This is a genomic window from Kitasatospora sp. NPDC101183 (assembly GCF_044767945.1).
Classification (GTDB): domain Bacteria; phylum Actinomycetota; class Actinomycetes; order Streptomycetales; family Streptomycetaceae; genus Kitasatospora.
Map to the genome: position 1 here is coordinate 1 of NZ_JBIWOW010000016.1, position 25,781 is coordinate 25,781.

24 protein-coding genes and 1 riboswitch are annotated in these 25,781 nt (G+C 76.2%); of the genes, 7 read left to right on the top strand and 17 right to left on the bottom strand.

Annotated elements, in window-relative coordinates; genetic code table 11:
• Positions 1-184 precede the first annotated feature (184 nt).
• The 8 genes from ACIRRS_RS22920 to ACIRRS_RS22955 all read right to left on the bottom strand — a co-directional run bounded on the left by ACIRRS_RS22920 (position 185) and on the right by ACIRRS_RS22955 (position 8,169).
• Positions 185-955 carry a LysR family transcriptional regulator gene (locus ACIRRS_RS22920; protein WP_402973617.1) on the bottom strand — a complete coding sequence of 257 codons (771 nt, stop codon included), beginning with the start codon at positions 953-955 and terminating at the stop codon, positions 185-187.
• 61 nt (positions 956-1,016) lie between these two features.
• A complete protein-coding gene (locus ACIRRS_RS22925; RefSeq protein ID WP_402973620.1) occupies positions 1,017-1,658 on the bottom strand; it encodes a signal protein in 642 nt (213 codons plus the stop codon).
• Positions 1,659-1,688: 30 nt separating this feature from the next.
• Complete coding sequence (locus tag ACIRRS_RS22930; RefSeq protein ID WP_402973623.1) at positions 1,689-2,525, bottom strand: ECF transporter S component; 837 nt, start codon at positions 2,523-2,525, stop codon at positions 1,689-1,691.
• Entirely contained in the window at positions 2,522-4,123 is a 1,602-nt protein-coding gene (locus ACIRRS_RS22935) for an ABC transporter ATP-binding protein (protein WP_402973626.1), read from the bottom strand. The genes ACIRRS_RS22930 and ACIRRS_RS22935 overlap by 4 nt, the downstream gene beginning before the upstream one ends.
• Positions 4,120-5,235: a CbiQ family ECF transporter T component gene (locus ACIRRS_RS22940; RefSeq protein ID WP_402973629.1), complete on the bottom strand. Its 1,116-nt coding sequence runs from the start codon at positions 5,233-5,235 to the stop codon at positions 4,120-4,122. Before ACIRRS_RS22940 ends, ACIRRS_RS22935 begins: the two co-directional genes overlap by 4 nt.
• Before the next feature lie 79 nt (positions 5,236-5,314).
• Positions 5,315-5,935, bottom strand: coding sequence for an SCO2322 family protein (locus tag ACIRRS_RS22945; RefSeq protein WP_402973632.1), 621 nt, complete (start codon positions 5,933-5,935; stop codon positions 5,315-5,317).
• 95 nt (positions 5,936-6,030) lie between these two features.
• On the bottom strand, positions 6,031-7,260 hold the full coding sequence (locus ACIRRS_RS22950) for a prenyltransferase/squalene oxidase repeat-containing protein (RefSeq protein ID WP_402973635.1): 1,230 nt from the start codon (positions 7,258-7,260) through the stop codon (positions 6,031-6,033).
• 110 nt (positions 7,261-7,370) lie between these two features.
• Positions 7,371-7,455: riboswitch (cobalamin riboswitch) on the bottom strand.
• A 93-nt stretch (positions 7,456-7,548) separates the two neighbouring features.
• Positions 7,549-8,169, bottom strand: coding sequence for a TetR family transcriptional regulator (locus tag ACIRRS_RS22955; RefSeq protein WP_402974114.1), 621 nt, complete (start codon positions 8,167-8,169; stop codon positions 7,549-7,551).
• Positions 8,170-8,423: 254 nt separating this feature from the next.
• Here ACIRRS_RS22955 and ACIRRS_RS22960 point away from each other — a divergent pair, with 254 nt between their 5' ends.
• The 3 genes from ACIRRS_RS22960 to ACIRRS_RS22970 all read left to right on the top strand — a co-directional run bounded on the left by ACIRRS_RS22960 (position 8,424) and on the right by ACIRRS_RS22970 (position 11,615).
• The gene (locus ACIRRS_RS22960; protein ID WP_402973638.1) at positions 8,424-9,734 is read left to right on the top strand and encodes a glycosyltransferase family 4 protein; all 1,311 of its coding nucleotides are present in this window, start codon (positions 8,424-8,426) and stop codon (positions 9,732-9,734) included.
• An 82-nt stretch (positions 9,735-9,816) separates the two neighbouring features.
• Positions 9,817-10,557, top strand: a complete 741-nt coding sequence (locus tag ACIRRS_RS22965) for a class I SAM-dependent methyltransferase (RefSeq protein WP_402973641.1) — start codon at positions 9,817-9,819, stop codon at positions 10,555-10,557.
• Positions 10,554-11,615, top strand: coding sequence for a prenyltransferase (locus ACIRRS_RS22970; RefSeq protein ID WP_402973644.1), 1,062 nt, complete (start codon positions 10,554-10,556; stop codon positions 11,613-11,615). Before ACIRRS_RS22965 ends, ACIRRS_RS22970 begins: the two co-directional genes overlap by 4 nt.
• 68 nt (positions 11,616-11,683) lie before the next feature.
• On the opposite strand, the gene ACIRRS_RS22975 is transcribed toward ACIRRS_RS22970, so the two are convergent.
• The 5 genes from ACIRRS_RS22975 to ACIRRS_RS22995 all read right to left on the bottom strand — a co-directional run bounded on the left by ACIRRS_RS22975 (position 11,684) and on the right by ACIRRS_RS22995 (position 15,719).
• Positions 11,684-12,613, bottom strand: coding sequence for a hypothetical protein (locus tag ACIRRS_RS22975; RefSeq protein ID WP_402973647.1), 930 nt, complete (start codon positions 12,611-12,613; stop codon positions 11,684-11,686).
• Between the two features lie 181 nt (positions 12,614-12,794).
• Complete coding sequence (locus ACIRRS_RS22980) at positions 12,795-13,730, bottom strand: N-acetylmuramoyl-L-alanine amidase (RefSeq protein ID WP_402973649.1); 936 nt, start codon at positions 13,728-13,730, stop codon at positions 12,795-12,797.
• A 7-nt stretch (positions 13,731-13,737) separates the two neighbouring features.
• Positions 13,738-14,736 (bottom strand): hypothetical protein, encoded by a 999-nt coding sequence (locus ACIRRS_RS22985; protein ID WP_402973652.1) that lies wholly within the window; start codon positions 14,734-14,736, stop codon positions 13,738-13,740.
• Between the two features lie 82 nt (positions 14,737-14,818).
• Complete coding sequence (locus tag ACIRRS_RS22990) at positions 14,819-15,472, bottom strand: class I SAM-dependent methyltransferase (protein ID WP_402973654.1); 654 nt, start codon at positions 15,470-15,472, stop codon at positions 14,819-14,821.
• Between the two features lie 79 nt (positions 15,473-15,551).
• Positions 15,552-15,719 (bottom strand): hypothetical protein, encoded by a 168-nt coding sequence (locus tag ACIRRS_RS22995; RefSeq protein WP_402973657.1) that lies wholly within the window; start codon positions 15,717-15,719, stop codon positions 15,552-15,554.
• 152 nt (positions 15,720-15,871) lie between these two features.
• Between ACIRRS_RS22995 and ACIRRS_RS23000 the strand changes: the two genes are divergently transcribed.
• Positions 15,872-16,954 (top strand): alcohol dehydrogenase catalytic domain-containing protein, encoded by a 1,083-nt coding sequence (locus tag ACIRRS_RS23000; RefSeq protein WP_402973660.1) that lies wholly within the window; start codon positions 15,872-15,874, stop codon positions 16,952-16,954.
• 80 nt (positions 16,955-17,034) lie between these two features.
• Here the strand turns inward: ACIRRS_RS23000 and ACIRRS_RS23005 are convergent, their stop codons facing one another.
• The 3 genes from ACIRRS_RS23005 to ACIRRS_RS23015 form a co-directional block, all read right to left on the bottom strand.
• On the bottom strand, positions 17,035-17,178 hold the full coding sequence (locus tag ACIRRS_RS23005; protein ID WP_402973663.1) for a hypothetical protein: 144 nt from the start codon (positions 17,176-17,178) through the stop codon (positions 17,035-17,037).
• A 679-nt stretch (positions 17,179-17,857) separates the two neighbouring features.
• Positions 17,858-19,870 (bottom strand): alpha/beta hydrolase family protein, encoded by a 2,013-nt coding sequence (locus tag ACIRRS_RS23010; RefSeq protein WP_402973666.1) that lies wholly within the window; start codon positions 19,868-19,870, stop codon positions 17,858-17,860.
• A complete protein-coding gene (locus tag ACIRRS_RS23015) occupies positions 19,867-21,627 on the bottom strand; it encodes a hypothetical protein (protein WP_402973668.1) in 1,761 nt (586 codons plus the stop codon). Before ACIRRS_RS23015 ends, ACIRRS_RS23010 begins: the two co-directional genes overlap by 4 nt.
• Before the next feature lie 597 nt (positions 21,628-22,224).
• Between ACIRRS_RS23015 and ACIRRS_RS23020 the strand changes: the two genes are divergently transcribed.
• The 3 genes from ACIRRS_RS23020 to ACIRRS_RS23030 are packed head-to-tail and all read left to right on the top strand — an operon-like array spanning position 22,225 to position 24,969.
• Positions 22,225-23,061 carry a Nif3-like dinuclear metal center hexameric protein gene (locus ACIRRS_RS23020; protein ID WP_402973670.1) on the top strand — a complete coding sequence of 279 codons (837 nt, stop codon included), beginning with the start codon at positions 22,225-22,227 and terminating at the stop codon, positions 23,059-23,061.
• A gap of 23 nt (positions 23,062-23,084) precedes the next feature.
• Positions 23,085-23,828 carry a zinc ribbon domain-containing protein gene (locus tag ACIRRS_RS23025; protein ID WP_402973672.1) on the top strand — a complete coding sequence of 248 codons (744 nt, stop codon included), beginning with the start codon at positions 23,085-23,087 and terminating at the stop codon, positions 23,826-23,828.
• Positions 23,829-23,832: 4 nt separating this feature from the next.
• Complete coding sequence (locus ACIRRS_RS23030; protein ID WP_402973674.1) at positions 23,833-24,969, top strand: bifunctional RNase H/acid phosphatase; 1,137 nt, start codon at positions 23,833-23,835, stop codon at positions 24,967-24,969.
• Positions 24,970-24,986: 17 nt separating this feature from the next.
• Here ACIRRS_RS23030 and yaaA read toward each other — a convergent pair whose 3' ends face one another.
• Positions 24,987-25,772, bottom strand: a complete 786-nt coding sequence (yaaA, locus tag ACIRRS_RS23035) for a peroxide stress protein YaaA (protein ID WP_402973677.1) — start codon at positions 25,770-25,772, stop codon at positions 24,987-24,989.
• Positions 25,773-25,781 lie beyond the last annotated feature (9 nt).

Genomic DNA, 25,781 nt, shown 5'->3' on the forward strand with positions numbered 1-25,781 from the left:
CGCGGCCCCCCCCCCCGCCCCCCCGCCCGCCCCCCCCCCCCCCGGCCGCGCGTGGGGCCCCCCCCCCCCCCGCCCCCCCCCCCCCCCCCCGGCGCCCCCCCCCCCCGGGGGGCCCCGCCGTTCGTCTGCGTGGTGCCGGTCCGCTCGGTCGTCGGGGCCGAGTCGCGGGGTCGATGCCCGGCGCCTATGCGCGGCGGATGAGGCGGAGGTGGAGAGGTGGGGGGTGGTGGGGGAGGCGGGTGAGGGTGGCGGTGGCGAGGTGGGGGTGGGCGGTGGAGGCGGGGAGGAGGGCGAGGCCGAGGCCCTGGAGGGTGCAGGCGAGGGTGGTGGGGAGGGGGCCGGTGGGGAGGCGTTCGAGGGTGAGGGGGAGGAGGTCGGCGGCGAGGCGGTAGGGGCTGCCGGGGGTGGGGAGGAGGAGGCGCGGGGCGTGGGTGGGGGCGGCGACCACGGCGAGGGGGAGTTCGGCGAGGTCGAGGTGGGCGAGCGGGGCGGGCGGGAGGGGGAAGCCGAGGCTGCCGAGCGGGCCGGGGGCGTCGAGGATCAGTGCCGCGTCCAGGGCTCCGGCGGCGACGTCGTGGAGGACGGTGTCGTAGGTCGCGGAGGTGTGCAGTTCGAGGCGGTAGTCGGCGAGTTGGGCGAGGGCGGCGGAGAGGTCCGCGTCCGGTATGGAGTGCAGGACGCCCAGGCGCAGCCGCGGTCGGCTGCCCGCCACTTCGCGCCGGGCCTGCTCGGCCTGCTCCAACAGCCGCCGGGACCACGGGAGTAGGCGTTCACCGGACGGGGTGGGGGCGAGCCCCTGGGGCGTGCGGTGGAGCAGGGTGGTGGCCAAACTCCGTTCCAGTGAGCGGAGTTGGGCGTCGACGGCGGAGGGTTCCAGGGCGAGGGCCGTCGCGGCTTCGGCGATGGTGCGGTGGGCGACGACCGCCTCGAAGACGCGCAACTGACCGAGTTCCACTACCCGTCCCGACTGCCTGGTGCGTGCGTGTTGCGTGACAGCGTACGGGCAAGACGGGCGCTCAGGTGGCGCCGTTCGGGGTCACCTCGGCGACGGCGAGGTGGTAGTCCACGCCGGTGGTGAAGGAGCCGGACTCGCCCCGGAGGGTCAGTTCGTGGCTGCCCGGGGTGAGCGGGTCCAGGCGCACCCACAGGCCGCAGGACCAGGTGTGGGCGTTGGTCTCGGAGGTGAACGGGTTGCCGGGGACGGAGGTCATGTCGATGGGCGTCGCGTCGAAGGTCTCGGCCGTCAGGGGCTTTCCGTCCAGGGCCGCGCTGCCCTTGGCGGTCGTCATGAAGTCGGCGCAGTCGGCGGCCCGGCCGAAGACGTTCACCAGGGGGAACGCGATCGGGGAGCCGGCGGGGACGGTGCACGAGCGGCTGACGGTGCCTCCGGTGGTGCCGGCGAGGAACCAGATCCCGTCCTTCTGGCCCCGGGCGCACAGGTGCCCGTCCTCGTCGAGGACGGGGTTGCGGGACTGCTCGGTCGAGGCGGCCCAGGACCACCACCGGCCCTGCAGTTCCGCCGGGGTGAGCTGCTGTGCCTGGGCCGGGGCGCTCCGGGGCGAGGCCGAGGAGGAGTCCGAGGGCGCGGGCGAGTCGGTGCAGGCGGCGGTCAGGGCGACGGCGCCGAGGAGCAGCGCGGTCAGTCGTATGCAACGCATGGTCGCAGAGCTTAGGGTGTCCCGTTCACCTCACGCCCCCGGCGGCCGGAACGAGACCGGGGCGTCGAAGGCGGCGCGGCGCGTGGTGCGGCGCAGGGCGCGCAGGACGGGGGTGCCGAGGGTGAGGCAGAGGACGACGGTGAGCGCGGCGCGCGGGAGGTCCCACCCCAGCGACGTGGTCAGGCAGTAGGCGGCGAAGCGGACGAGGTTGGCGGGCAGAGGGTCGCCCGGGACGAAGGAGATGGAGCCCGCGAGGCCGCCGATGTACGGCCAGCCCTGGAGGTTCATGATCGTGCCGTAGAGGACGGCGGACACCGCCCCGTACCCGGCGAGCAGGGCGAGTTCGCGGCGCCCGCGCAGGGTGGCGGAGCCCGGCAGCAGGCCCGCGCCGAGGCAGACCCAGCCCATGGCGAGCATCTGGAACGGCAGCCACGGCCCGACCCCGCCGGTCAGCAGGGCGGAGGCGAACATCGACAGCGAGCCGAGGACGAAGCCGAAGCCCGGGCCGAGGACGCGGCCGGAGAGCACCATCAGGAAGAACATCGGCTCCAGCCCGGCCGTCCCCGCGCCCAGCGGCCGCAGCGCGGCGCCCGCCGCGGCCAGCACGCCCAGCAGGGCGACGGACTTGGCGTCCAGGCCCGGCGCGCCGCCGCCCGCCGTCCGGCCCTCGCTGATCTGCGCGATGACGACGGCGAGGAGGAGCGGCAGCAGGAGCGCGAACAGCCAGGGGGCGTCGGCGGAGTGGCCGACCAGGGCGGACTTCGTCGAGGCGAGCAGCGGCCAGCCGAAGGCGGCCACGCCGACGAGGGAGACCAGGCAGAGGGCGAGGACGGAGCGGCGGCCGAGGGGGACGGGGCGGGTGGTCATGAGGAGAGCGCCTCCGCGACCTGGTGGACGGTGAGCCACGGCCCGGGCGCCAGCACCTTCGCGACCTGCGGGGCGAAGGCCGGGGAGGAGACCACGACCTCGGCGGTCGGGCCGTCCGCCACGATCTCGCCCTCGGCCAGGATCACCGTGCGGTGGGCGAGTTCGGCGGCCAGCTCCACGTCGTGGGTGGCCAGCAGGACGGCGTGCCGCTCGGCGGCGAGCTCGCGCAGGACGGCGACCAGCCGGGCCTTGGCCGCGTAGTCCAGGCCGCGGGTCGGCTCGTCGAGCAGCAGCAGCGGGGGCCGGGCGGTGAGCACCACGGCCAGCGCGAGGGTGAGCCGCTGGCCCTCGGAGAGGTCGCGTGGGTGAGCGGAGTCGGCGATGCCGGGGAGCAGGCGCTCCACCAGGGTGCGGCAGGTGCCCGGTTCGGCGTGCGCGTCGGAGTCGGCGGCGGCGCACTCGGCGGCCACCGACTCGCCGTACAGCAGGTCGCGCGGGTCCTGCGGGACGAGGCCGACCTCGCGGATCAGCTCGGCCGGGCGGGTGCGGTGCGGGGTGCGGCCGCCGACCCGGACGGTGCCGGAGGCGGGCGCGTGCAGGCCGACCAGGGTGCCCAGCAGGGTGGACTTGCCGGCGCCGTTGCGGCCCATCAGGGCGGTGATCTCGCCGGGGCGCAGCACGAGGTCCACGCCGCGCAGGGCGGGCACGGGGCCGCGGCGCACGGCGAGGCGGTCGACGGCGGCGACGGGCTCGCCGGAGGGGGCGGTGGCAGCGGCGGGCGTACGGCCGTCCAGGCGCGAGCGCAGGTCGGCGGCCTTGCGCCGGGCGTCCCTGACGGACAGCGGCAGCGGCCGCCAGCCGGCGAGCCGGCCCAGGCCCACCACCGGCGGGTGCACGGGCGAGTGCGCCATCACCTCGGCCGGCTCGCCGAGGACGGGCGGGGCGCCGGGGTCGAGCAGCAGGACCTGGTCGGCGTACTGGACGACCCGCTCCAGCCGGTGCTCGGCCATCAGCACGGTGGTGCCCAGGTCGTGCACCAGGCGCTGCAGGACGGCCAGCACCTCCTCGGCCGCGCCCGGGTCGAGCGCGGAGGTGGGCTCGTCCAGGACGAGGACGCGCGGGTGCACGGTGAGGACGGAGCCGATCGCGACGCGCTGCTGCTGGCCGCCGGAGAGCGAGGTGAGGGCGCGGTCGCGCAGGTCGGCGAGGCCGAGGAGGTCCAGGGTCTCCTCGACGCGGCGGCGCATCACGTCGGCGGGGAGGCCCAAGGACTCCATGCCGTAGGCGAGTTCGTCCTCCACGGTGTCGGTGACGAAGTGCGCCAGAGGGTCCTGCCCGACGGTGCCGACCAGGTCGGCGAGGTCGCGGGGGCGGTGCTCGCGGGTGTCCCGGCCGCCGACCGTCACCCGGCCGTGCAGCACGCCGCCGGTGAAGTGCGGCACCAGGCCGCTGACCGTACCGAGGAGCGTCGACTTGCCCGAGCCGGACGGGCCCACCAGCAGGCAGAGTTCGCCCTCGGGGACGGTCAGGTCGAGGCCGTCGAGGGCGGGCGCCGGGGCGTCCGCGTACTGGACGGACACCTGCTCGAAGGTGATCACGAGGCGCTCCTGGTCGAGGTCGGGGGCGGGGTCGGGGTGGCGAACGCCGGTACCAGGCCCAGCAGTACGGCCAGGACGGCGCCCAGCGGCAGCGCGGGGACGGACGGCGGGACGACGGTCGGGGCGAAGGCGGCCGGATCGGCGCCCGCCAGGTAGGTGGTCAGCGCGGCGACGGCGATGCCGGAACCGGCGGTCAGCCACTCGGGCAGCGCCCAGGGGTCAGGCCGGTAGCGGGTTCTGACGGACCGTCGGCTGCCGAGCGCCAGCCCGGCGAAGGCGGCGGCCAGGCCGAGGGCGAGGACGGGAAGTGCCCAGCCGGTGCCGCCGGCGGTGAGGAGGCCGTACGCGGCCAGGCAGACGCCGAGCAGCCCGGCGAGGGTGAGCGCGGCGGTGGCCAGGGCGAGGCGTCGCGGGACGTCGGCGGTGCGGCCGAAGCCGCGGGTGTCCATGGCGGCGGCGAGGGCCACCGAACGCTCCAACGCGCCCTCCAGGACGGGGAGTCCGACGCTCAGGACGGCGGAGATCCCCCTGTCCTCGCGACCGCGCAGGCGGCGGGCGGCGCGAAGACGGCGCACATCGGCGACCAGGTTCGGGGCGAAGGTCATCGCCACCACGACGGCCACGCCCGCCTCGTAGAGCGCGCCGGGCAGGGCGCGCAGCAGACGGGCCGGGCTGGCGAGGGAGTTGGCGGCGCCGACGCAGATCAGCAGGGTCGCGAGGCGCAGCCCGTCGTAGAGGGCGGACAGCAGGCCCTCCAGCGTCACCCGGCCGCCGATCCGCACGCCCTGCGCCCAGGTGGGGAGCGGGACTTCGGGGAGCGTGAACAGCACGTGCGTCCCCGGGACGGGGGAGCCGAGCAGCACGGCGAAGACCAGCCGGATGCCGAGCACCACCAGGCCCAGGCGCAGGAACGCCCCGTACGAGCGCGACCACGGCGCATCGCCGCGCCGGGCGGCGACGACGTAGCCGGCGACGGCGGCGATCAGGAGGAGGATCGCGGGGTTCGTCGTCCTGGTCGCCGCCGCGCCCATCCCGAGCGCCCACAACCACCAGGCGCCGGGGTGGAGTTGGCGCGGCCCGAAGGGCGTGCGGGTGCTGCGGGGTGGGGGCACGGGGTGGTCCTGGTGGGTGGGGTGGGTGCGGGTGCTCGGGAAGTCGGGCCGGCCGACTTCCCGTGCGTCGGGGGTGGGGTCACGGGGAACGGCGGCGGCGGGCCTGCCAGACGGCGCCGCCCGCCAGGACGGCGACCAGCGCGCCACCGGCGATCAGGCCGAGGTCCGGGCCGCTGGACGGGGAGTCGGGGGTGGCGGCGGGCTGGGCGGCCGAGCCGAGCTGGTCGGCGCAACCCGCCCTCGGGAAACCGGAGATGGCGCAGAGCAGGCCGTTGGTGTCGTAGCGCAGCGGCGGCGCGACGGCGGCCAGTACCTCGGCGGAGGTCGCGCCCGGCGCGACGGAGGCGCACACCGTCCGCTGCTCCGGCGGCGGCCCGGCGGAGCCGGCGTCCTCGGCGGTGCCGAAGTCCAGCACCACGGCGACCCGCTTGCGGCCCTGCTGCGCGGGCGTGTCGGCGCACACGGCGGCGAACTCCGCCCCGGAGCGCGGCCTGGCGGCGTCCTGCCCGCCGTCCGGACTCACGGCGAACCGCCACCCGTCCACCGCCCCGTCGGCCGGCACGGCGATCGCGGGCCCCTGCTGCTGGTAGGCCCACCCGCCGTCCGCCCCGCGCCAGAACGACCAGTACCGGTACCCGGCCGCCTCGGCGGGCCCGGCCCCGGCGAGGAGAACGAGCAGGGCCAGCACCGGCACCAGCACGACCGCGAGCCGAGTGCCGTTCCGCGCACCCTGCTCGGCGGGGCCACCGCCGCCCGGGCGGAGGGCCCGGGTGGCGGGGGAGGCCGGAGGCGGGGTCACAGGCGCTGGGAGCGCTTGCGCTGGAGGCTGAGGAGGAGGCCGCCGCCGATGCCGACGAGGAGGCCGATGCCGATGAGCCAGTACTGGCCGGTGCTGTTGTCGCCCTTGGGCTTGGTGGTGGCAGCGGCGGTGGGGGCCTCGGTGGCCTTCGGGGCGGGGCCGAGGGCGGTGAGTTGGCCGGTGGCGGCGGCGGTGTCGCGGTGGGCGGCCTGGGTGACGAGGAGGAGGCTGGCGGTGGCGCCCGCGTCGCCGCCGTTCTTCGTCCAGGCGCCGCCCTCCTCGAGGAGCCAGTCGACGGAGCCTTCGGCCTGCTGCGGGTGGCCGCTCTGGATGAGGCTGAGCGCGGCCCAGGCGGTGGCCGTGTAGTCGGGGGCGGGCGCCGCGCCGGGCAGGGTCTGGGTGAGGTGGCCGCCGCCCGCCGCGAGCTGGGCGGTCAGGTACGCCGTCACGGCCTCGCCGGAGTCGGCGCGCGGCACGGCCGCGGCGGACGGGTCGGGGCAGGCCAGTGCCCTGGGCGCCGCGTCCGTACGGGCGGTGGTGGCCACCGGCAGGTGTCCGCCGACGGCGGCGAGCGCCGCCTGCCCGGTGGCGAGGCCGTTGGGGGCGAGGGCGCCGCCCTGGGCCGCCGGCTGGTAGGCGAAGGCGCCGCGCTGGTCGGCGGGGGCGGTGCAGCCGAGCTGGTAGAGCGCGAGCCCGTCGTACGCGGACCTGCCGGCCTTGGCGACGCCCGCAGGGTCGGCCCCGGCGGCGAGGAGGGCGTTGACGGCGAGGCCGGTGGAGTTGGCGTCGCCCGGGTTGCCGGGGTTGTAGGCCCAGCTGCCGTCGGCGTTCTGGTTGGCCTTGAGCCACTGCACGCCCTTGTCCACGGCGTCCTTGTGCCCGCCGAGGGCGATCAGGGCCTGGACGGCGACGGAGGTGGCGTTGCTGTCCTCGAACTTGGCGTCGCAGGCCGCGCCGGCGGCCCGGAAGGAGGGCCAGCCGCCGTCCTCGCACTGCTGGCCGGTGAGCCAGCCGACCGCCGAGTCCGCCGGGGTGACCTTGGCCCCGGCCAGCGCGGTGAGCGCGAGGGACTGCCGCCACACGCCGTCGTACGTCGGGTCGCTCTTGCCGTACAGCCCGTCCGGGACGACGGGGGTCGGCACGTCGGCGAGGGCCGGGGCGGCGGCGACGCCCGTCAGCAGGGCGGCGGACAGGGCGGCGGCGCCCAGGCGGGCGGCGGTGAGCATGATGCGGTCGGGCCTTTCGGTGAGCGGTGGGGGCCCCGGGCGGGGGCCGTGCCGTAGTCCTCGACGGTGCCGGGCGCGGAGAGCGCCGAGCCTGCCGCTCGTCCCTTCGCGGGTGCTCCGACTCGCCCGTCCCCACCGAGGAGGGACACCGGGCTCACGGCTGCGGGTCAGCGCCGGAGTCGCACCGGCTTCCCCCGCGGGAGGGACGGGATGGAGTTGTGCTGCCCGTCGACTCTAGCCGCCGGTGCGGGAGGACACCGTGCACCACAGCAGGAACAGGTTCCAACTTCAGGGCAGGGTGAGCAGCCGCGCGGCCGTGTGCAGGTCGGCCCGGACCTCGGCGATCGAGGAGCGCCCGGAGAGCCAGGAGACGAGCGCCGAGTGCCAGGTGTGCTCGATGACCCGGACGGCCGCGCGCTGGCTCTGGCTGGGCGGGCCGGACTGCCCGATGGCATCGAGGATCAGCTGTCCGGTGGCGCCGCTGACCTGGTCCACCTCGGCCCCGACGGAGCGGTCGGCGAAGGACAGCGCCCGCACCATCGCCTCCGCCAGCAGCGGCTCGCGCTGCAGCGCGTGGAACGCCCGGGTGAGGGTGTCGGCGACGCGCAGCGCGGGCTCCTCCTCGGTGGGCGGGTGGCGCCGGATGTGCTCCTGGAGGCCCTGCAACTGCTCCAGCATCACCGCGACCAGCAGGTGCACCTTGGACGGGAAGTACCGGTAGAGCGTGCCGAGCGCGACCTGCGCGCCCTCCGCGACCTCCCGCATCTGCACCGCCTCGTACCCGCCGCGCGCCGCCAGCGCGGTCGCGGCCCGCAGGATGCGCCGCCGCCGCTCGGCCTGGCGGGCGGTCAGCGGGGCGGTCTCGGGAACGGCGACCGAGGAGGGGGTGGAGGAGGTGGACGGCGACAAGGAGTGCTCCCGGGGCGCGTGGGCGGTGGCGTGCTCCACCGTGGACGACACGGGTCGACGGGCCGTCGACCGGGCGGGCGTGGCGGGAATCACCAGCCCTGGCTCCTGAGCGGATGCTACGGGCCGGTATCTTCGAGGTCTCTCATTGTTCACACGGTCGATGACGAGTTCCGCAGCCACTGAAACCTGATCTACTTTAGCGACCGGCACAACCGACCGGCAGCACAGATCGCAGCGAGAGATGAGGGCCCAGGATGACCGCGCAGCCGCTGCGCATCGCCCTGTTGTCGTACCGGGGGGACCCTTTCTGCGGTGGCCAGGGCGTCTACGTCCGCCATCTCTCCCGCGAACTGGCCCGGCTGGGCCACCACGTCGACGTGATCGGCGCCCAGCCGTACCCGGTGCTGGACGAGGTCGAGGGCCCCGGCTCGGTGCGCCTGGTCGAGCTGCCCAGCCTGGACCTCTACCGCGCGGACGACCCGTTCCGCACCCCCGCCCGCGGGGAGTTCCGCGGCGCGGTGGACGCCCTGGAGTACGCCACCATGCGCACCGGCGGCTTCCCCGAGCCGCTGACCTTCTCGCTGCGCGCCCGGCAGTACCTGGCCGCGCACAAGGGCCGCTACGACGTCGTCCACGACAACCAGACCCTCGGCTACGGCCTGCTGGGCCTGGCCCGGCACGGATTCCCGCTGGTCACCACCATCCACCACCCGATCACGGTGGACCGCCGCCTGGAGTTGGAGGCGGCCCCCACCCGGCTCAAGCGGCTGTCGCTGCGCCGCTGGTACGCCTTCACCCGGATGCAGCGCCGCGTCGCCGCCCGGCTGGACCACGTGCTGACCGTCTCCGGCACCTCCAAGCGCGAGATCGCCGAGCACCTGGGCGCCGCGCCGGGCGCGGTCTCGGTGGTGCCGATCGGCGCCGACACCCGGCTCTGGTCGCCCTCGGACGAGGTCGCGCGGGTCCCGGGCCGCATCGTCACCACCTCCAGCGCGGACGTCCCGCTCAAGGGCCTGGTCCACCTGGTCGAGGCGCTGGCGAAGGTGCGCACCGAGCGGGAGGCGCACCTGGTGGTGGTCGGCAAGCCGCAGAAGGACGACGGCCCGGTGGCCGAGGCGGTGCGCCGCTTCGGGCTGGCCGGGCACATCGAGTTCCGTACGGGCCTGACCGACGCCGAGCTGGTCGACCTGTACCGCTCGGCCGAGGTGGCCTGCGTCCCCTCGCTGTACGAGGGCTTCTCGCTGCCGGCCGCCGAGGCCATGGCCACCGGCACCCCGCTGGTCGCCACCACCGGCGGGGCGATCCCCGAGGTGGCGGGCCCGGACGGCGAGACCTGCCTGGCCGTGCCGCCGGGGGAGGCGGACGCGCTGGCGGCGGCGCTCGGCCGGCTGCTGGACGACGCCGGCCTGCGCGAGCGGCTCGGCGCGGCCGGGCGCGAGCGGGTGCTGGCCCGGTTCACCTGGGAGCGGGCCGCCGAGCTGACCGCCGAGGCGTACCGCGCGGCGATCGCCACAGGCGCCGGCGCGCGGGCCCGTTCGGGCCCGGGCTGGCGGTACGTGCCCTGAGACGCCCGCCCGGCGCGGGCAGCGCCGTGGGCCTGACGGGGCGTCAAGAACGCTTGGTAGCAATAGGAATGGGAGCCCAGCAGTGCTGACCGTCGATTTCTCGCGCTTCCCGCTCGCCCCCGGCGACCGGGTGCTCGACCTGGGCTGCGGCGGGGGCCGGCACGCGTTCGAGTGCTACCGCCGCGGCGCCAACGTGATCGCCCTCGACCAGAGCGCCGAGGAGATCGCCGAGGTCAAGAAGTGGTTCGCCGCGATGGAGGCGGCCGGTGAGGCCCCCGAGGGCGCGTCGGCGGTCGCGATGGAGGGCAACGCGCTGGCGCTGCCGTTCGAGGACGGGTACTTCGACAAGATCATCATCTCCGAGGTGATGGAGCACATACCCGACGACGAGGGCGTGCTCGCCGAGATGTTCCGCGTGCTGAAGCCGGGCGGCCTGCTCGCCGTCACCGTGCCGCGCTGGCTGCCGGAGAAGATCTGCTGGGCGCTGTCCGACGAGTACCACGAGGTCGAGGGCGGCCACATCCGGATCTACCGGGGCGACGAACTGCTCGGCAAGATCAAGGCCGCGGGGCTGGAGCCGTACGGCAGCCACCACGCGCACGCGCTGCACTCGCCGTACTGGTGGATCAAGTGCGCGGTGGGCGTGGACAACGACAAGGCGCTGCCCGTCAAGGCGTACCACCAGCTGCTGGTCTGGGACATCGTCGGGACGCCGGTCATCTCCAGCCTCACCAGGGCCGCCGAGAAGGCGCTCAACCCGGTCATCGGCAAGAGCTTCGTGGCGTACGCCTCCAAGCCGCAGCAGGCGAAGGCCGGGGCATGACCGCCGCCGTCCCCGAGGCGCTGCTGCTCGACGGGGTGCTGGACGCCGAGCAGGCGGCCGGCACCGTGCGCAGCATCCTCGCCGAGCAGCGCCCGGACGGCGCGATCCCGTGGTTCGCCGGGCACCACCTCGACCCGTGGGACCACACCGAGGCCGCGATGGCCCTCGACACCGCCCGCGAGCACGCCGCCGCCGAGGCCGCCTACCGCTGGCTGGCCGCGCACCAGAACCCCGACGGCTCCTGGTACGCGGCGTACACCGACGGGGAGGTCACCGACCGCTCCAAGGAGACCAACTTCTGCGCCTACGTGGCGGTCGGGGTCTGGCACCACCACCTCAGCACCGGCGACGACGCCTTCCTGGAGTGGATCTGGCCGGTCGTGCGGCGGGCGCTGGACTTCATCGTCGGCCAGCGGCTGCCCGGTGGCCCGATCGCCTGGCGCGTCGGCGAGGACGGCACGGCCACGGACGAGGCGCTGCTGACCGGCTCCTCCAGCATCCTGCACGCGCTGCGCTGCGGCCTCGCCATCGCCGAGTACCGCGAAGAGCCGCAGCCCGACTGGGAGTTGGCGGCCGGGCGGCTGGGCCACGCGATCACCCACCACCCCGAGCGGTTCCTCGACAAGGACCGCTACTCGATGGACTGGTACTACCCGATCCTCGGCACCGGCCTGCGCGGCGAGGCCGCCGTGGCCCGGATCGAGCAGGGCTGGGAGCGCTTCGTCGTGCCCGGCCTCGGCGTGCGCTGCGTCAGCGACCGCCCCTGGGTGACGGGCGGCGAGAGCGCCGAACTCGCCCTCGCCCTCTGGGCGATCGGCCAGTCCGACCGGGCGGTGGACGTGCTGCGCTGGATCCAGCGCCACCTGCGGCACGAGGACGGCTCGTACTGGACGGGGTACGTCTTCGAGGACGATGCCATCTGGCCGGAGGAGCGCACCACCTGGACGGCCGGGGCGCTGCTGCTCGCGGTGGCCGCCCTCGGCGGGGACCCGGCGACCGTCGCGGTGTTCGGCGGCGAGGAGCTGCCCGCCGGGCTGGTGGTCGAGGACTGCTGCTGACCCCTCGGGGGAGCAACGCGAAGGGGCGGGACCGGAGAACCGGTCCCGCCCCTTCCCCGTGCGGCCCGTCAGCCGCGCTGGATGCCCGTGGTGTCGGCCAGCACGCCCTGCGAGCCGTCCGGCAGCTGGGCGACGAGCGCCGTGCCGCGCTGCTCGACCGCCAGGTACCAGGTGCCCGGAACGACCTCGCCGACCGGGGCGCCGACCGGGTTGTCCTTCGGCGCCAGCTGGCGCGGGGCCGGGACGGCGAACCAGAAGGGCTGGAAGTCCGCGGCCGGGGCGGCACCCGCCTGCGGCGGCGCGACCTGGGTCGGCTGCGGGGCCGCGACGGCGGCGTCCTGCACCGGGGCGGGTGCGGGCTGGCCGGCGGCCGGGTAGCCGTAGCCGGCCGGGGCGGGCTGGCCGCCGAACGCCGGGTCCTGGACCTGCGCCGGGTAGCCGTACTGGCCGGGCTGCGGCTGGCCGGGGGCGCCCGGGTGGCCGGGCTGGCCCGGCATCGGGTAGCCGCCCTGGTACGGGACGGCCGGGCGGTCGGTCACCAGCGGAGCCTTGAGCGCGGGCATCAGCGGGCCGGCCGCGGCCGCGCCGGCCACGACGATCAGCGCGATGAGGCCGAGCCAGGCGCCGAAGCTGTGGCCGGCACTGATCCCCAGGCCCGGGGCCACGTCGCCACCGCCGCCGAGCGACCAGACCGAGGTCCACAGCGCGGCGACCGCGAACGCGATGCCCCACTGGTCCAGCCGCAGGCCGAGCACCTGACGGTTGGCGGCCGCCGGGCCCTGGAAGCGCTGCACCAGGATCAGCACCGCGGCGGCGATGCCGAGCAGGTAGATCGAGGGCAGAACGGGGAACAGGGCGGTGCTCCACGCGTTCGTCGACGTGCAGTACCTGCTGTTCCCGCAGTCCACGGACCAGTAGGGCAGGAAGGAGGCGATGAAGAGCAGGACGGCCCCGCCTGCGACGGCGGCGTCTCCCCTGGTGAGAGCGCGCAGATTCACTAACGTTCCCCTCGTTGACGTGTCGTGGACGGTGATTCGCGCGGTCGGGGCGACCGGCTGAAACCACCGAACGGACCAGAAGCCTAGGCCCAACCGTCCCGCCGGTGCACAGCGGGACCGGGAACGGGGCGAATTCGTTGCAAACCGTGCGGGCCGGGCGGCGGGAGAGCCGCCCCCGCCCTCACGAGCTGGTCAGATAGGCCGTCAGCGCGTCGGCGATCCCCTGGGCCGCCTGTTGGCGCCACTGAGGGTCCGTCATCCGCTTGGCGTCCGTCGAGTTGCGCATGTTACCGCACTCGATGAACACCTTGGGGACGGCGGAGAGGTTGAGTCCTCCGAGGTCCGAACGGGTGTCCAGGCCCTCGCTCGCCGTGTAGTCGGCGTACGGCTCACCGGTCGCGGCGTGGAAGCGCTCGCGCAGCAGCAGCCCGAGGCGGTGCGAGGGTTCGACGATCGCGGAGTTGTCCGCCTTACCGGCGACGACCTTGGCGGGCATGATCACGTGGAACCCGCTGCCGCTGCCCGGGCCGCCGTCCCCGTGCACGGAGAGCGCGACGTCGGCGTGCGCCTCGGCGCCCGCGCGGGCGCGCTCGTCGACGCACGGGCCCCAGGGGCGGTCGCCGTCCTGGACGAGGACGACGGTGGCGCCGCGGGCGGTGAGGATCGCGCGGGCGCGGCGGGAGACGTCGAGGGTGTACTCGGCCTCGCTGTAGCCGGCGTTGGTCTCGGTGCCGGTGGTGTCGCACTCCTTGCGGCCGTTGCCGATGTCGACCTGGCGGTTGATCTCGGTGGGGTGCTGGACGTTGCCGGGGTTGTGGCCGGGGTCGAGGAGGACCGTGCGGCCGGCGAGGGTGGGGGCGGTTGTGGGGGCGGTTGTGGGGGTGGGGGTCGGGGTCGGCGTAGGGGTCGCGGTGGGAGCGGCCGCGACGGGCGGGGAGAGCGGGGTGGTCTCCACGGGGGCCGCGGGGGCCGCGGACCGGACGGCGGCGGCGGGGGTGGGCGTCGGCGCGGGGTCGTCCAGGGCCCGCCAGCCCAGCCAGCCCGCCGTGCACAGCGGCACGACCGCGGCCACGACGGTGGTGGCGCGCAGCAGGGGGGAGCGGCGGGGCGGGGTCACGGGAGGATCAGATCCTGTCCTGGCTCGGTGCGGTCAGGCCGAAGGTCTCGGCGATCGGCTGCCACTTGGTGTAGAACTCCGCCTTCGCCTTCCGCGCCTGGGAGCTGAGGGCTTCGCCGCGCTTCTGGTCGTCGGTGGAGGGGGCCCGGCCGGAGCAGCCCTGCTGGGCGACGGAGTGCGCCCAGGTCGCGTAGGCCTTGTCCATGTCGATGGACGACTGCCAGGCGGACTTCAGCGCGGTGACGGCCTCCGTCCCGCCGGGCACCTCCGTGACGCTCTTCGAGGGGAGCTGGTCCAGCAGCTTCTGGCGCTGGGCGGCGTCGCCGTCGAAGACGGCGGCCGCCTTCTCGATCTCGGTCTTCGGGGGGCAGCTCGTCACCTGTGCGACGGCGCTGCCGAGTTGGGCGGACCCGACCTGGCCGAGCAGGTCGTTCAGCGCCTTCGCCTGGGCGGCGGCGTGCGGGCCGGCGGTCGCCGTGGGCGAGGAGGTGGGGGTGGGGGTGGCCGGTGCGGTGGTGTCCGTTCCGGCTCCGGTGGGCAGGGGTGCGGGCGGCTGGGCGGCGCCCGTCGTGGGGGGTGCCGGGGCCGGGGCGGTGACGACCGGGGGAGCGGCGGCCTTGTCCCCTTCGTCCCCGCCGGAGGTCAGGAGCAGGCCGCCGCCGATCGCGAGGACCAGCAGCACGGCCGCGCCGATCAGCAGCGGTCGGCGGTCGGCGGCCGGAGCGGCGGGCACCGGCGCGGCCGCAGGAGGGGCGGCGGGGGGCGGCGGGGGGAGGCGGTCGGCGGGCGGCGCGGCCGGGGCGAGCCGGGTCGTCGGCGGGTCGTGGGCGGGCGGAGCCGGGGGCGGCGGCGTGGGCCGCGGAGCAGGCGCAGGAGCGGGTGCCGGAGCGGGCGCGGGTGCGGCCGCCTCCGCCGCGGGCTGCTGCGCGTTGCGCACCCAGCCGCCCGCGCCACCGCGTGCGGTCGGGTCCCAGACCGCCGGTGCGGTGTTGTGCTGGTCCGTCATGTGCCGCTGGCCCCCGCCGTCCGCCGATGATCTGCCTGGTGCTGCGCGGACACCGTACCGTTCCCACCCCCGCTACGGGGTGTTACCCGTGGGAACGGCGCAGGACGCGCAGGGAGCCGGTGACGGAGACCTCCTCGAAGCCCTCGGCGAGCGCCCGCAGGTACACCCGGTACGGGGCCTGGCCGCCGTCGGCCGGGTCCGGGAACACGTCGTGCACCACGAGCAGGCCCTCCGGCGCCAGGTGGGGCGCCCAGCCCTCGTAGTCTCCGGTCGCGTGCTCGTCGGTGTGGCCGCCGTCGATGAAGACCAGGCCGACCGGGCGGCCCCACAGCGCGGCGATCCTCGGCGAGCGGCCGACGAGGGCCACCACGTGCTCCTCCAGCCCGGCGGCGTGCAGGGCGCGGCGGAAGCGCGGCAGGGTGTCCATCAGCCCGACCTCGGGGTCGACCAGCGTCGGGTCGTGGTACTCCCAGCCGGGCTGCTGTTCCTCGGAGCCCCGGTGGTGGTCGACGGTCAGCGCGACGGTGCCCGCCTCCCGGGCCGCCGCCGCGAGCAGGATCGCCGAGCGGCCGCAGTAGGTGCCGATCTCCAGCAGCGGGAGCCCGGTGCTCCGGGCCGCCGCCACGGCCGCCACGTACAGCGCGAGGCCCTCGTCCACCGGCATGAACCCGGTGGCCGCCTCGAACGCCGCCAGCACCTCGGGCGCCGGGCGGGCGCTCTCCAGCAGGTCGGTCATGGCGGTGCTCCTCGGGTTCGTGCGGTCGACGGGCGTGCTCGGACCCTACTCGACGGTAGGCGGCGGGGCCCCGGCGCGGTCAGCGGTCGAGCAGGGCGCGTTCGGCCCGGGTCGGCTCCGGCCCCGGCTGGGGGGAGACGTTCCAGTCGCAGGCCGGGCACCAGATCGGGAAGCGAGGATCGGTGGTGAGGCCGGAGCCGCACCGGGGGCAGGGCCCGGCCCGGGTCGGGACGATGAGATCGGTCACGGCGGTGATCATGGCAGCCGGCGGCGTCAGCCGGGATCGGATACGGGTGGGACGTACCGGAACTGGAACGCGTTCTACTCCCCTTCGCGGCCCCGTGCCAGAATCGGCCGGACCCTCGACCAGACGCACACCAGGCACCCCGGGAGCAGCCCATGCGCGCAGCCGTCCTGCACGAGACCGGCCAGGACGTCCTCGACGTCCGTGAGGACGTCACGGCGATCGGCTTCGGCCCGGGCGCCGTACGGGTGCGGATGCGCGCCGCGAGCCTGTGCCACTCGGACCTGTCCGCGATGAGCGGCGTGCTGCCGCAGCCCGCGCCGTTCGTCCCCGGGCACGAGGGCGCGGGCGAGGTGGTCGAGGTCGGCGAGGGCGTCACCGGCCTCGCCCCCGGGGACAGGGTGGTGCTCTGCTGGATGGCCCCCTGCGGCCGCTGCGCCCACTGCGCGGCGGGCCGCGGCCACCTTTGTATCGCCAGCCTGCGACGGCTCGGCGCGCCCGGCTTCCGGCTGGAGGAGGACGGCACGCAGGCGTCCGGGTTCTACGGCACCGGGGCCTTCGCCGAGGAGGTGGTGGTCGCGGCCGACGCCGTGATCAAGGTGCCCGGCGACCTGCCGTACGAGGCCGCCGCGCTGATCGGCTGCGGGGTGACCACGGGCGTCGGCGCGGCCGTCAACACCGCGCGGGTGGAGCCGGGTTCGTCCGTCGCGGTGATCGGCGCGGGCGGCGTGGGGGTGGCCACCGTGCAGGGCGCCCGGGTGTGCGGGGCCGCGCGGATCACCGTCGTCGACCCCGTCGCCTCGCGCCGCGAGCGGGCGCTGGCTTTCGGCGCCACCGAGGCGATCGCGCCGGAGGAGCTGAAGGCCGTCGCCAAGTCCCTGCCCGGGGGCGGCTTCGACCACGTCTTCGAGGCGGTCGGCCGCTCGGCCACCGTCCGGGCCGGCTACGACGCGGCCCGGCGCGGCGGCGCGGTGGTCGTCATCGGGGCCGGGGCGCAGGACGACCTCGCGCAGTTCACGATGGGCGAGCTGTTCTTCAACGAGAAGCGCCTGCTGCCCTCGCTGTACGGCGGGGCGCCGGTGGCGCGCACGATCGGGCTGGTCGTGGAGCTGTGGCGGGCCGGGCGGATCGACCTCGACGGCATGGTCACCCACCGGGTGGCGCTGGCGGACGTGAACGAGGCGATCGCGCAGATGCGCAGCGGCGAGGCGCTGCGGACGGTCGTGACGCTGGGCTGATCGCCCTGGGGCCCGCCTGGATACGCACGAGGGCCCGCCGAGGATTCTCGGCGGGCCCTCGACTGCGGTGGGGCGGTGCGTCAGCCCTGGTGCGCGGCGGCGCGGTGGCGGCCGTGCGGGTCGGACTGGGCGGTGTCGTCGGCGGCGGAGCCGCCACGGTGGCGACCGTGCGACGCGGAGTCCTCGGCCGTCTTCTCGTCGGCGTCGGTGAGGGTGTCGGACATCAGAATCGTCTTTTCCGTGTTTCCGTGCGGATGGGTGCAGGTCATCGGCGTCCGGCCGGCGCTGTGGGGCGCGCGGCGCGGTCCCCGATCGGGCGCTCGGTACGCGCCCACAGCCGGTGATCGCGGCCCTTGACCCGGCCACCATAACGGCCGGGGCAGGCGAGATCCTATCGAGATCCTCGTGCGAGCCCGGCGGTGCCCCGCAGGGGTGTGACACCCCGGGCGCGCCGCAGGGGCACATATGTGCCCCTGCGGCGCGGTGCTCGTGTGGTGGGAGCGCGCAGGAAGTCGATGGGGCTGACTTCTCATGCAGCGCGGTGTCCACAACGCCAGGACGCACCACGTGCTCGCCGCCTGGAGAGTGCTGTGGGCGAGGGCCCGGGTGGCCTGGTACTCGGTGGCGAGGTCCAGCCCCGAGGTCGTGTCGTCGAGGACGACGATCCGCGCCGGGCACCCCAACAGCCCCGCGCCGCCCAGCCTGCCGAGTGCGAGGGGCCAGTCGGTGGGCCGCCGAGGCACGGGGCAGCTTCAGGGGGAGAAGGGGCGGCACCCCTGGGACGACCCTGCGATCCTCCCCTTGGGTTTCGCGCCCGCCGCGATCTGCCGGCGGGCGCTCGGGGTGGTGCCCCGGGCCCGAACGGGCCCGGGAGTCTGTGGAGTTGGCGCGAGAGGCCCGGGCTCAGCCCGGTCGGCCGGTGCGCAGGAAGGTCGCCAGCAGCTCGTGCAGGACGGCCCCGCCCTCCTCGGCGAGCACCTCGTGGCCCGAGCCGGCCGCCTCGACGTAGCGGAAGTCGGCGCCCTCGGCCCGGCCGATCCGCAGCAACTCGTGCCGCAGGGCCCGGGATTGGCTGACGGGCACGACCTCGTCCCGGTTTCCGTGCACCACCAGCAGCGGGGCCCCGATCCGGTGGGCGAGCTGCAGCACGTCGCGCGGCCCCCGGGCGTCGACGATCGGGTCGCCGCCGCCGAGCCGGGTGGTCAACGCCCGTACGGGGGGCGCCGCTTCGGCCAGCAGCCGGGCGCCGGACAGGAACGGCGCGACCACCGCGCAGCGCGCGACGTGCTCGGCGGGCGCGTGCGCGGCCGCCAGCAGCGCCAGGAACGCGCCGTAGCTGACCCCGAACAGCGCGGGCGGTTCGAGCCCGAGCGCCGCCCGCTGCCCGGCGATGCCGTCCAGCAGGTAGAGCACGTCGTCGAGGTCGGGCCCGCCCCAGGCGCCCCGGATGGCCAGGGCGTGCGCGACGCCGTACCCCGTGGAGCCGCGCTGGTTGGGCGCGACCACTGCCAGGCCCTCGGTGGCCATCCGCTGCAGGGCCGGGTCGAACTCCAGCCGCCACGCGTCCGCCGGGCCGCCGTGCAGCGCCAGCACCAGGTGCGGGCTGCTCAGCCAGGCGTCCCCGCCGTACACCACGGCCTCCAACGGGCCTGCCGGGCCCGCGAGTTCGATGCTCTGCGCCGGTTGCCAGCGCCCGCCGTCCCCCGGTGGGGTGCTGCCGTCCAGGCGCCAACCGGAGGGCACCGTACGGGCGGTGCGCACCCCGCCGGGCTGCCAGGGCAGGACGGCGTCCCGCCAGGGGCCGGGCAACCCCGAGCCCAGCGGCGCGAGTTGGAGCGGCAGCGGCAGCGGCATCGGCCCGGTGCCCGCCGGGGCGGGCCTGTGGGAGAGCAGCGCGTCCACGTCGAGGGTGGCCAGGGCCGCCGGGTGGTCGGGCGAGGAGTACGGCATCCGCAGCCCGGCGCCGCCCCAGTGCCCGGCGGCGCCGAGCCGCCCCGGCGGCACCGGCAGCCGGTCCAGCCGGTTCAGCGCGGGCCGCCACAGGGCGAGCGCGGAGGCCGCGCCGTGGTCGATCTGCACGGCGACCCGGGGGCCGTCCGCCGCCTGCCGCAGCGCGACCGGCCGCAGGAACATGCCCGCCACGTGCAGGCATTCGGGGAAGCGCAGCGGCTCCCCGCCGCCGAGCACGCCCCAGCCGAGCCGGTCGGTGCCGGGCGCGTCGCTGCGCACCATCGCGAAGCGGCTGTCGGGGTCGAACAGCACCAGCCGGTCGTTGCTGCGCTCGCCGATCTCCAGCAGGGGGGTGGTGGCGCCGGTGCGCAGGTCGAGCACCACGCTGCGCACCAGCCCGTCGGTGACCCGGTCGAGCGCGAGCAGGGCGCCCGCGTGGTCCAGCCAGGTGCCGCCGCCGTGCAGCCCGGGGATCTCGGCGACGGGTTCGGGCGCGCTGCCGTCCGTGCGGATCAGCCAGGCGGTGGTGGCCGGGCGGGTGTCGCTGCCGAGCGCCACGGCCACCGGGGCGTGCGGATCGGCGTCGGCGGGGGCACCGGCGGCGGCGCCCGGCAGCGGCAGGATGCGCAGCCCGGGCATCCGGAGCGTCGCCAACTCCTCCTCCACGGCTGCCTGTTCACCGTACGAGAGGCGGACGAGGTCGTGCCGGTCGCCGTCGTGCCGGCAGATCAGCACCGAGCCGTCGGCGAGCGCGACGAGCTGCGCGTGCAGGCTCTCCGAGCGGTTGCCCGCCAGCGGCAGCGCCACCGGGACGGCCGGTGAGCCGTCCGCCGGGAGGCGCCAACTCTCCACGTACCAGCCGCCGTCGGCGGCCGAGGCGAGGCAGGCGACGTGGCTGCCGTCGCCCGCGAAGCCGAAGCTGAGCCGGCGCAGGGCCTGGGTGGCGAGGGCGGCGGCGGCGTTCACTCGGCGCCCACCGCGGTGGAGGACAGCCGCGGCCCGCCGTGCCGCAGCCGCAGCAGGAAGGCCGGCGCCCCCGCCGTGCCCGTCCCGTACCCGGCGGCGCAGCCCGTCCCGGTCTCGTCGGGCAGGACGAGCAGGCCGTCACGCGGAGCGGATCGGGCGGCGGCCGGCTGCGCCAACTCCTCGGCCCCGGTGCGGAATTCGCGCTCACCGGTGGCGCCGGCCAGGTCGAGCGGCGCGACGGCGGGCCGGGCGGCCTGCCACAGCGGCGTCACGGGGGAGGCCTGCCCGCCCTCCAGTGCCGCCCGCACCCGCGCCGGCGACCACCGCTCCCGGGGGTCCTCCGCGCGCAGACCGAGGATCGCCGGGGCGAGGCGCCGCGCCGTGGCGCCCGACCGCGCGGCGAGGGCGAGCCAGCGCCCGAGCCGCTCGGCGACGGGCCGCGCCTGCGGCAGGTCCTCGGGCAGCAGCGGGTCGTGCCCGGTGGCGAGCAGGAAGAGCAGCCCGCCGAGCGCGTACAGGTCGACGGCGGGATCGGCCGTGCAGACCGCGCCCGACCCGACGGCCGCGAGCCGCCCCGGCCCGTGCTCCGGCGCCCGGTACCCGGGGGTTCCGGCGGCGCCCGCCGTCCGTCCGGCCTCGGCCGCCAGCTCCAGGTCGACGAGCCGCAGCCCGCCGTCCGGCCGGACGATCACATGGCCGGGGGAGAGGTCGCGCAGCACCAGCCCCTGGGCGTGCACCCGCTCGACGAGGTCGAGCAGCCCGCGCGCCACCGGCCCGGCCTCGGCCCAGTCCACGTCCGGGCTGCCGTCGCGCCGCAGCCGGGCGGAGACCCAGCCGCCGAGGGGCTGCCCGGCGATTCGTTCCTGCACCAGGAGGACGGAGTCGTCCTGGTCGATCAGTTCGAGGGCGCGCGGCGCCAGCTCCTGCCCGGCGAGGCGGTCCAGCAGCGCGGCCTCGTGCCGCAGCGCGTCGCGGGCGTCCGTCCCGGCCCGGTCGACCTCGATGTGCGCCTGGGCCTGCTTGACCACGACCTCCTCGCCGGTCCGCACGTCCCGCCCGAGGAACACCCGGCCCTTGGCGCCGTGCCGCAGCGCCGCCGTCACCGCGTACCGCCCGCCCAGCAGCCCCCCGCCGCTCCGGCGCGTCCCCGACGCCGTCGAAAAGGGGTCCCGCACCCACCCCGGTGCCCGGTGCGAGCCCCCGCGCACGTCCTCCGAGCGCTCCCCGCCCGGACCGCGCAGCACCGAGCGGTACTCCCCGTCGTTGCCCGGCTCCGCCCGCAGCGCGAACGCGCCGTACCGGTAGTGCACCCGGCTTCCGGCCCGGTACGGCCGGTCGGAGAGCACCACCGGCCCGGGCAGCCCGGCCGTCGCCCCGTCCAGCGCGGCGGCGAGCCGCTGGAACCGCTCCTCGCCCGCCGGGTACACCGTGATGAACGTGCCCGTCGAACCCCTGTCGCTGCTGCGGGAGTTGAGCTCGTGCAGCCGCTCCTGCCCGACGGCGAACCTGAACACGCACGGGTCCTGGGCGAGCACCCGCACGACGGCCGCGAGCACCGCCTCGCCCGCCGCCGAGGCCGCGCTGACGTGCAGCTTCCACCCCTGCTCCGGAAGGGGCGCGGACGCGGACGGCCTGGCCGTGCACCAGAAGCCCCCGACGGCGATCTCCCACCCGCCGTCGCCTCCCCGGCCTCCGGCGGCCAGCGCCGCCCGCGTCGCCCCGGGCCACGACCCGGCCGCAGCCGTCCCGTCGCCCACCGATCGCCCGCCCCCGGCCGTGCTCCGCGCCGTACGCAGTGATGTGCCCGCTCCCATCCGCCACCACATCCCTTCGTCCCGGCGGCCGGCCCGGGTGCCCACAGCTCCGGCACCCGGGCGTACGGCCCGGCCCGATCGGTCTCCCCGGGGGTGCGGACGCACCCCCGGCGGGGGCGCCCGCCCGCCCCGGCCCTCCGCAGGGGCCGGGGGTGGCGGGGCAACTCCCGTTCGCAGGACAGAAGTTAGTTTCGAGAAAACCGGAGGCTCAACGCAGAACCGGTCACTTCACTCGTAAGGGTGATCCAGGGGTGGTTTCGAATTCGTACGAGTACCCACCTGTGCGCAGCGGGCGCCCGGAACCCGGGCGTGCGGGCCTCGTGCGCACCCCCACGGAGGCGGTTCCGCGCAGGTTGACGCCCCGGGGCCCGCCCCGCCGCGCACCCGTACGCCCCCGGAACCCCCGTCCGAACAACGGCCGCACCCCGGCGGCGCACCGCCCGCCCACCGCCCGCCGCCCGCCCACCGCCCGCTGTCCGCCCGCCGCCCGCCGGAACGGCCGGGGCCCGACCGCCCCCACGCGCACGGTAGTCTCGACTGGTGCCGAAACTGTCCGACGTCATCGCCGCCCTCGAAGAGGTCTACCCCCCGCAGTGGGCGGAGTCCTGGGACGCCGTCGGCCTGGTCTGCGGAGACCCTCAGGCCGAGGTCGCCCGCGTGCTCTTCGCCGTCGACCCCGTCCAGGCGGTCGTGGACGAGGCCGTCGCCTGGGGCGCGGACCTGGTGGTCACCCACCACCCCCTCTACCTGCGCGGCACCACCAGCGTCGCCGCCACCTCCTTCAAGGGCCGGGTGGTGCACACGCTGATCACCAACGGCGTCGCCCTGCACGTCGCGCACACCAACGCCGACCACGCCGACCCGGGCGTCTCGGACGCCCTCGCCGAGGCGGTCGGCCTCACGGTCACCGGCCCGCTGGTGCCGGACCCGACCGACCCGCTGGGCCGCCGGGGCACCGGCCGCATCGGCCTGCTGGAGCCCCCGCTGACCCTCGCCGCCTTCGCCGCCCGCGTCGCCGAGGGCCTGCCCTCCACCGCCGCGGGCGTGCGCGTCTCCGGGGACCCGGAGCGACTGCTGAGCCGGGTCGCGGTGTGCGGCGGATCCGGCGACTCCTTCCTCGCCGACGTGCGCGCCGCCGGCGTCGACGCCTACCTGACGGCCGACCTGCGCCACCACCCGGCCTCCGAGGCCACCGAGGCCGCGCCGATCGCCCTGGTCGACGCCGCGCACTGGGCCACCGAGTGGCCCTGGCTCACCCTCGCCGAGCGCGCCCTGCGCACCGCGGCCGACGAGCGAGGCTGGACGGTCGAGACCACGGTGTCCCACCTGGTCACCGACCCCTGGACCGCGCACGCCCCCATGTCCTTCCCCGCCTGACCCGATTCACAGGAGCCTTCCGCTTGAACGCCGCGCCCGCCGACCAGATCCGCCTGCTCGACCTCCAGGCCATCGACTCCAAGCTCGACCAGCTGGCCCACCGGCGCCGGGGCCTGCCCGAGCACGCCGAGATCGAGAAGGCCACCGCCGACCACACCGCGCTCAAGGACCTCGTCGTCGCCGCCGAGGCCCAGCAGGGCGACACCACCCGCGAGCTGACCAAGGCCGAGCAGGACGTCGAGCAGGTCCGCGCCCGCTCCGCCCGCAACCAGCAGCGCCTGGACTCCGGCGCCGTCACCTCGCCGAAGGACCTGGAGAACCTCCAGCACGAGATCGGCTCGCTCGCCAAGCGCCAGGGCGACCTGGAGGAGGTCGTGCTGGAGATCATGGAGCGCCAGGAGAGCGCCAAGACCCGTGTCGAGGAGCTGGGCGCCCGCCTGGAGCACTCCACCGTCGTCCTCAAGGAGGCGGAGGGCCGCCGCGACGCCGCCTTCGGCGAGATCGACGGCGAGGCCGACAAGGTCAAGCGCGACCGCGAGACCGTCGCCGCCGTCATCCCGGCCGACCTGCTCAAGGTCTACGCCAAGCTGCGCGAGACCCAGGGCGGCGTCGGCGCGGCCCGCCTCTACCAGCGCCGCTGCGAGGGCTGCCGCACCGAGTTCTCCATCACCGAGTTCAACGCCATCAAGGCCGAGCCGGCCGACAAGGTCGTCCGCTGCGAGAACTGCTCGCGGATCCTGGTCCGCACCGCCGACTCGGGCGTCTGACCCGATGGCGGCGCGCTTCGTCGTCGAGGCGGACGGCGGGTCCCGGGGCAACCCGGGGCCGGCCGGCTACGGCGCGGTCGTCCGGGACGGGGACACCGGGCAGATCGTCGCCGAGGCGGCCGAGTTCATCGGCCACGCGACCAACAACGTGGCCGAGTACCGGGGCCTGATCGCGGGCCTCAGGGCCGCCCACGCCCTCGACCCCGAGGCGACCGTCGACGTCCGGATGGACTCCAAGCTGGTCGTCGAGCAGATGTCCGGGCGCTGGAAGATCAAGCACCCCGACATGCGCCCGCTCGCCGCCGAGGCGCGCACCGTCTTCCCGTCCGGCCGGGTCTCGTACGGCTGGATCCCGCGCGAGCGCAACAAGGACGCCGACCGGCTCGCCAACGAGGCGATGGACGCGGGCCAGGCCGGTCGACCGTGGGAGCCGCGCCCGAAGGCCGTGCCCGTCGAGGAACCTCCCCTGGAGACGGCCGCCCCCAAGGCGGGCTGGGCCGCCCCCGCCGACCTCGGCACCCCGACCACCTTCGTCCTGCTGCGCCACGGCGAGACCCCGCTCACCCCGGAGAAGCGCTTCTCCGGCAGCGGCGGCAGCGACCCGGAGCTCTCCGACAAGGGCCGCTGGCAGGCCGAGCGCGCCGCCGAGGCGCTGGCCGCCCGCGGCAGCGTCCAGGCCGTGGTCGCCTCCCCGATGCGCCGCACCCGGCAGACCGCCGAGATCGTCGCCGCCCGCCTCGGCCTGGAGGTCCGCTACGAGGACGGGCTGCGCGAGGTCGACTTCGGCGCCTGGGAGGGCCTCACCTTCGCCGAGGTGCAGCAGCGCCACCCGGACGACCTGACGGCCTGGCTCGGCTCCACCAAGGCCAGGCCGACCGGCAGCGGGGAGAGCTTCGCGAGCCTCACCCACCGCGCGGGCGTCGCCCGGGACAAGATCCTCGCCCGGTACGCGGGGAAGACGGTGCTGGTGGTCTCGCACGTCAGCCCGATCAAGACGCTGGTGCGGCTGGCGCTCGGCGCCCCGCCGGACTCGCTGTTCCGGATGGAGCTGTCCGCCGCCTCGATCTGCGCCGTCCAGTACTACGCGGACGGCAACGCCTCGCTGCGGCTGCTGAACGACACCTCGCACCTGCGGTCCTGAAACGTCCTCAGTGCACCTCAGTGCACCTCGGTGACCACCACGTCGAGCTGCCAGGCCTTGCGCGCCGTGCCCTCGGCCGCGAGCTCGACGTGGTGGCCCAGCTCCCGCAGGGCGTCCATCAGCTCGCCGGGCGTCTTCGGCTCGGCCCCGGCCACCAGCAGGTCCCGGACGATCCGGCCCTTGGTCGCCTTGTTGAAGTGGCTGACGACGGTGCGCTTCCCGTCCCGCTCCTGCAGCACCCGCACGGTCGCCGTCCGGGAGGCCACCTCACCGGCGGGCCGCCACGCCGACGCGTACGCCGAGCTGCGCAGGTCCAGCACCAGCCCGTCCGCGACCTCCGGAAGCACGGGTGCCATCGCGCTCCGCCAGTACGCCCCGAGCGCCCCCGGGCCGGGGAGTTTCACGCCCATCGAGCAGCGGTAGGACGGGATCCGGTCCGAGACCCGCACCGCGCCCCAGAGGCCGGAGAAGACCAGCAGCGAGCGCTCCGCCCGCCCGTACGCGGCGGCGTCGAGGCTCGCCAGGCCGAGGTTGTCGAACAGCACCCCGGTGTACACCTCGCCCGCCGGGCGGGCGCCGGCCGTGAGCAGCCCGGCGTTCTTGGCGATCTCGCCGCGCAGCCCGGGCGTGAGGCCCAGCACCTCGGCGGCGGCCTCCTCCCCGCCCCGGCACAGCTCCACCAGCGCGTCCAGCGCCGCCGCCCGCGCCGCCGTCAGCCCCGGCAGCGACAGCCCGTCGAGCGCCACCGGCGCACCGTCCCCCGACGCGGCCTTGCCCTCCGACGGCGGCAACAGCACCAGCACAGCGGAACT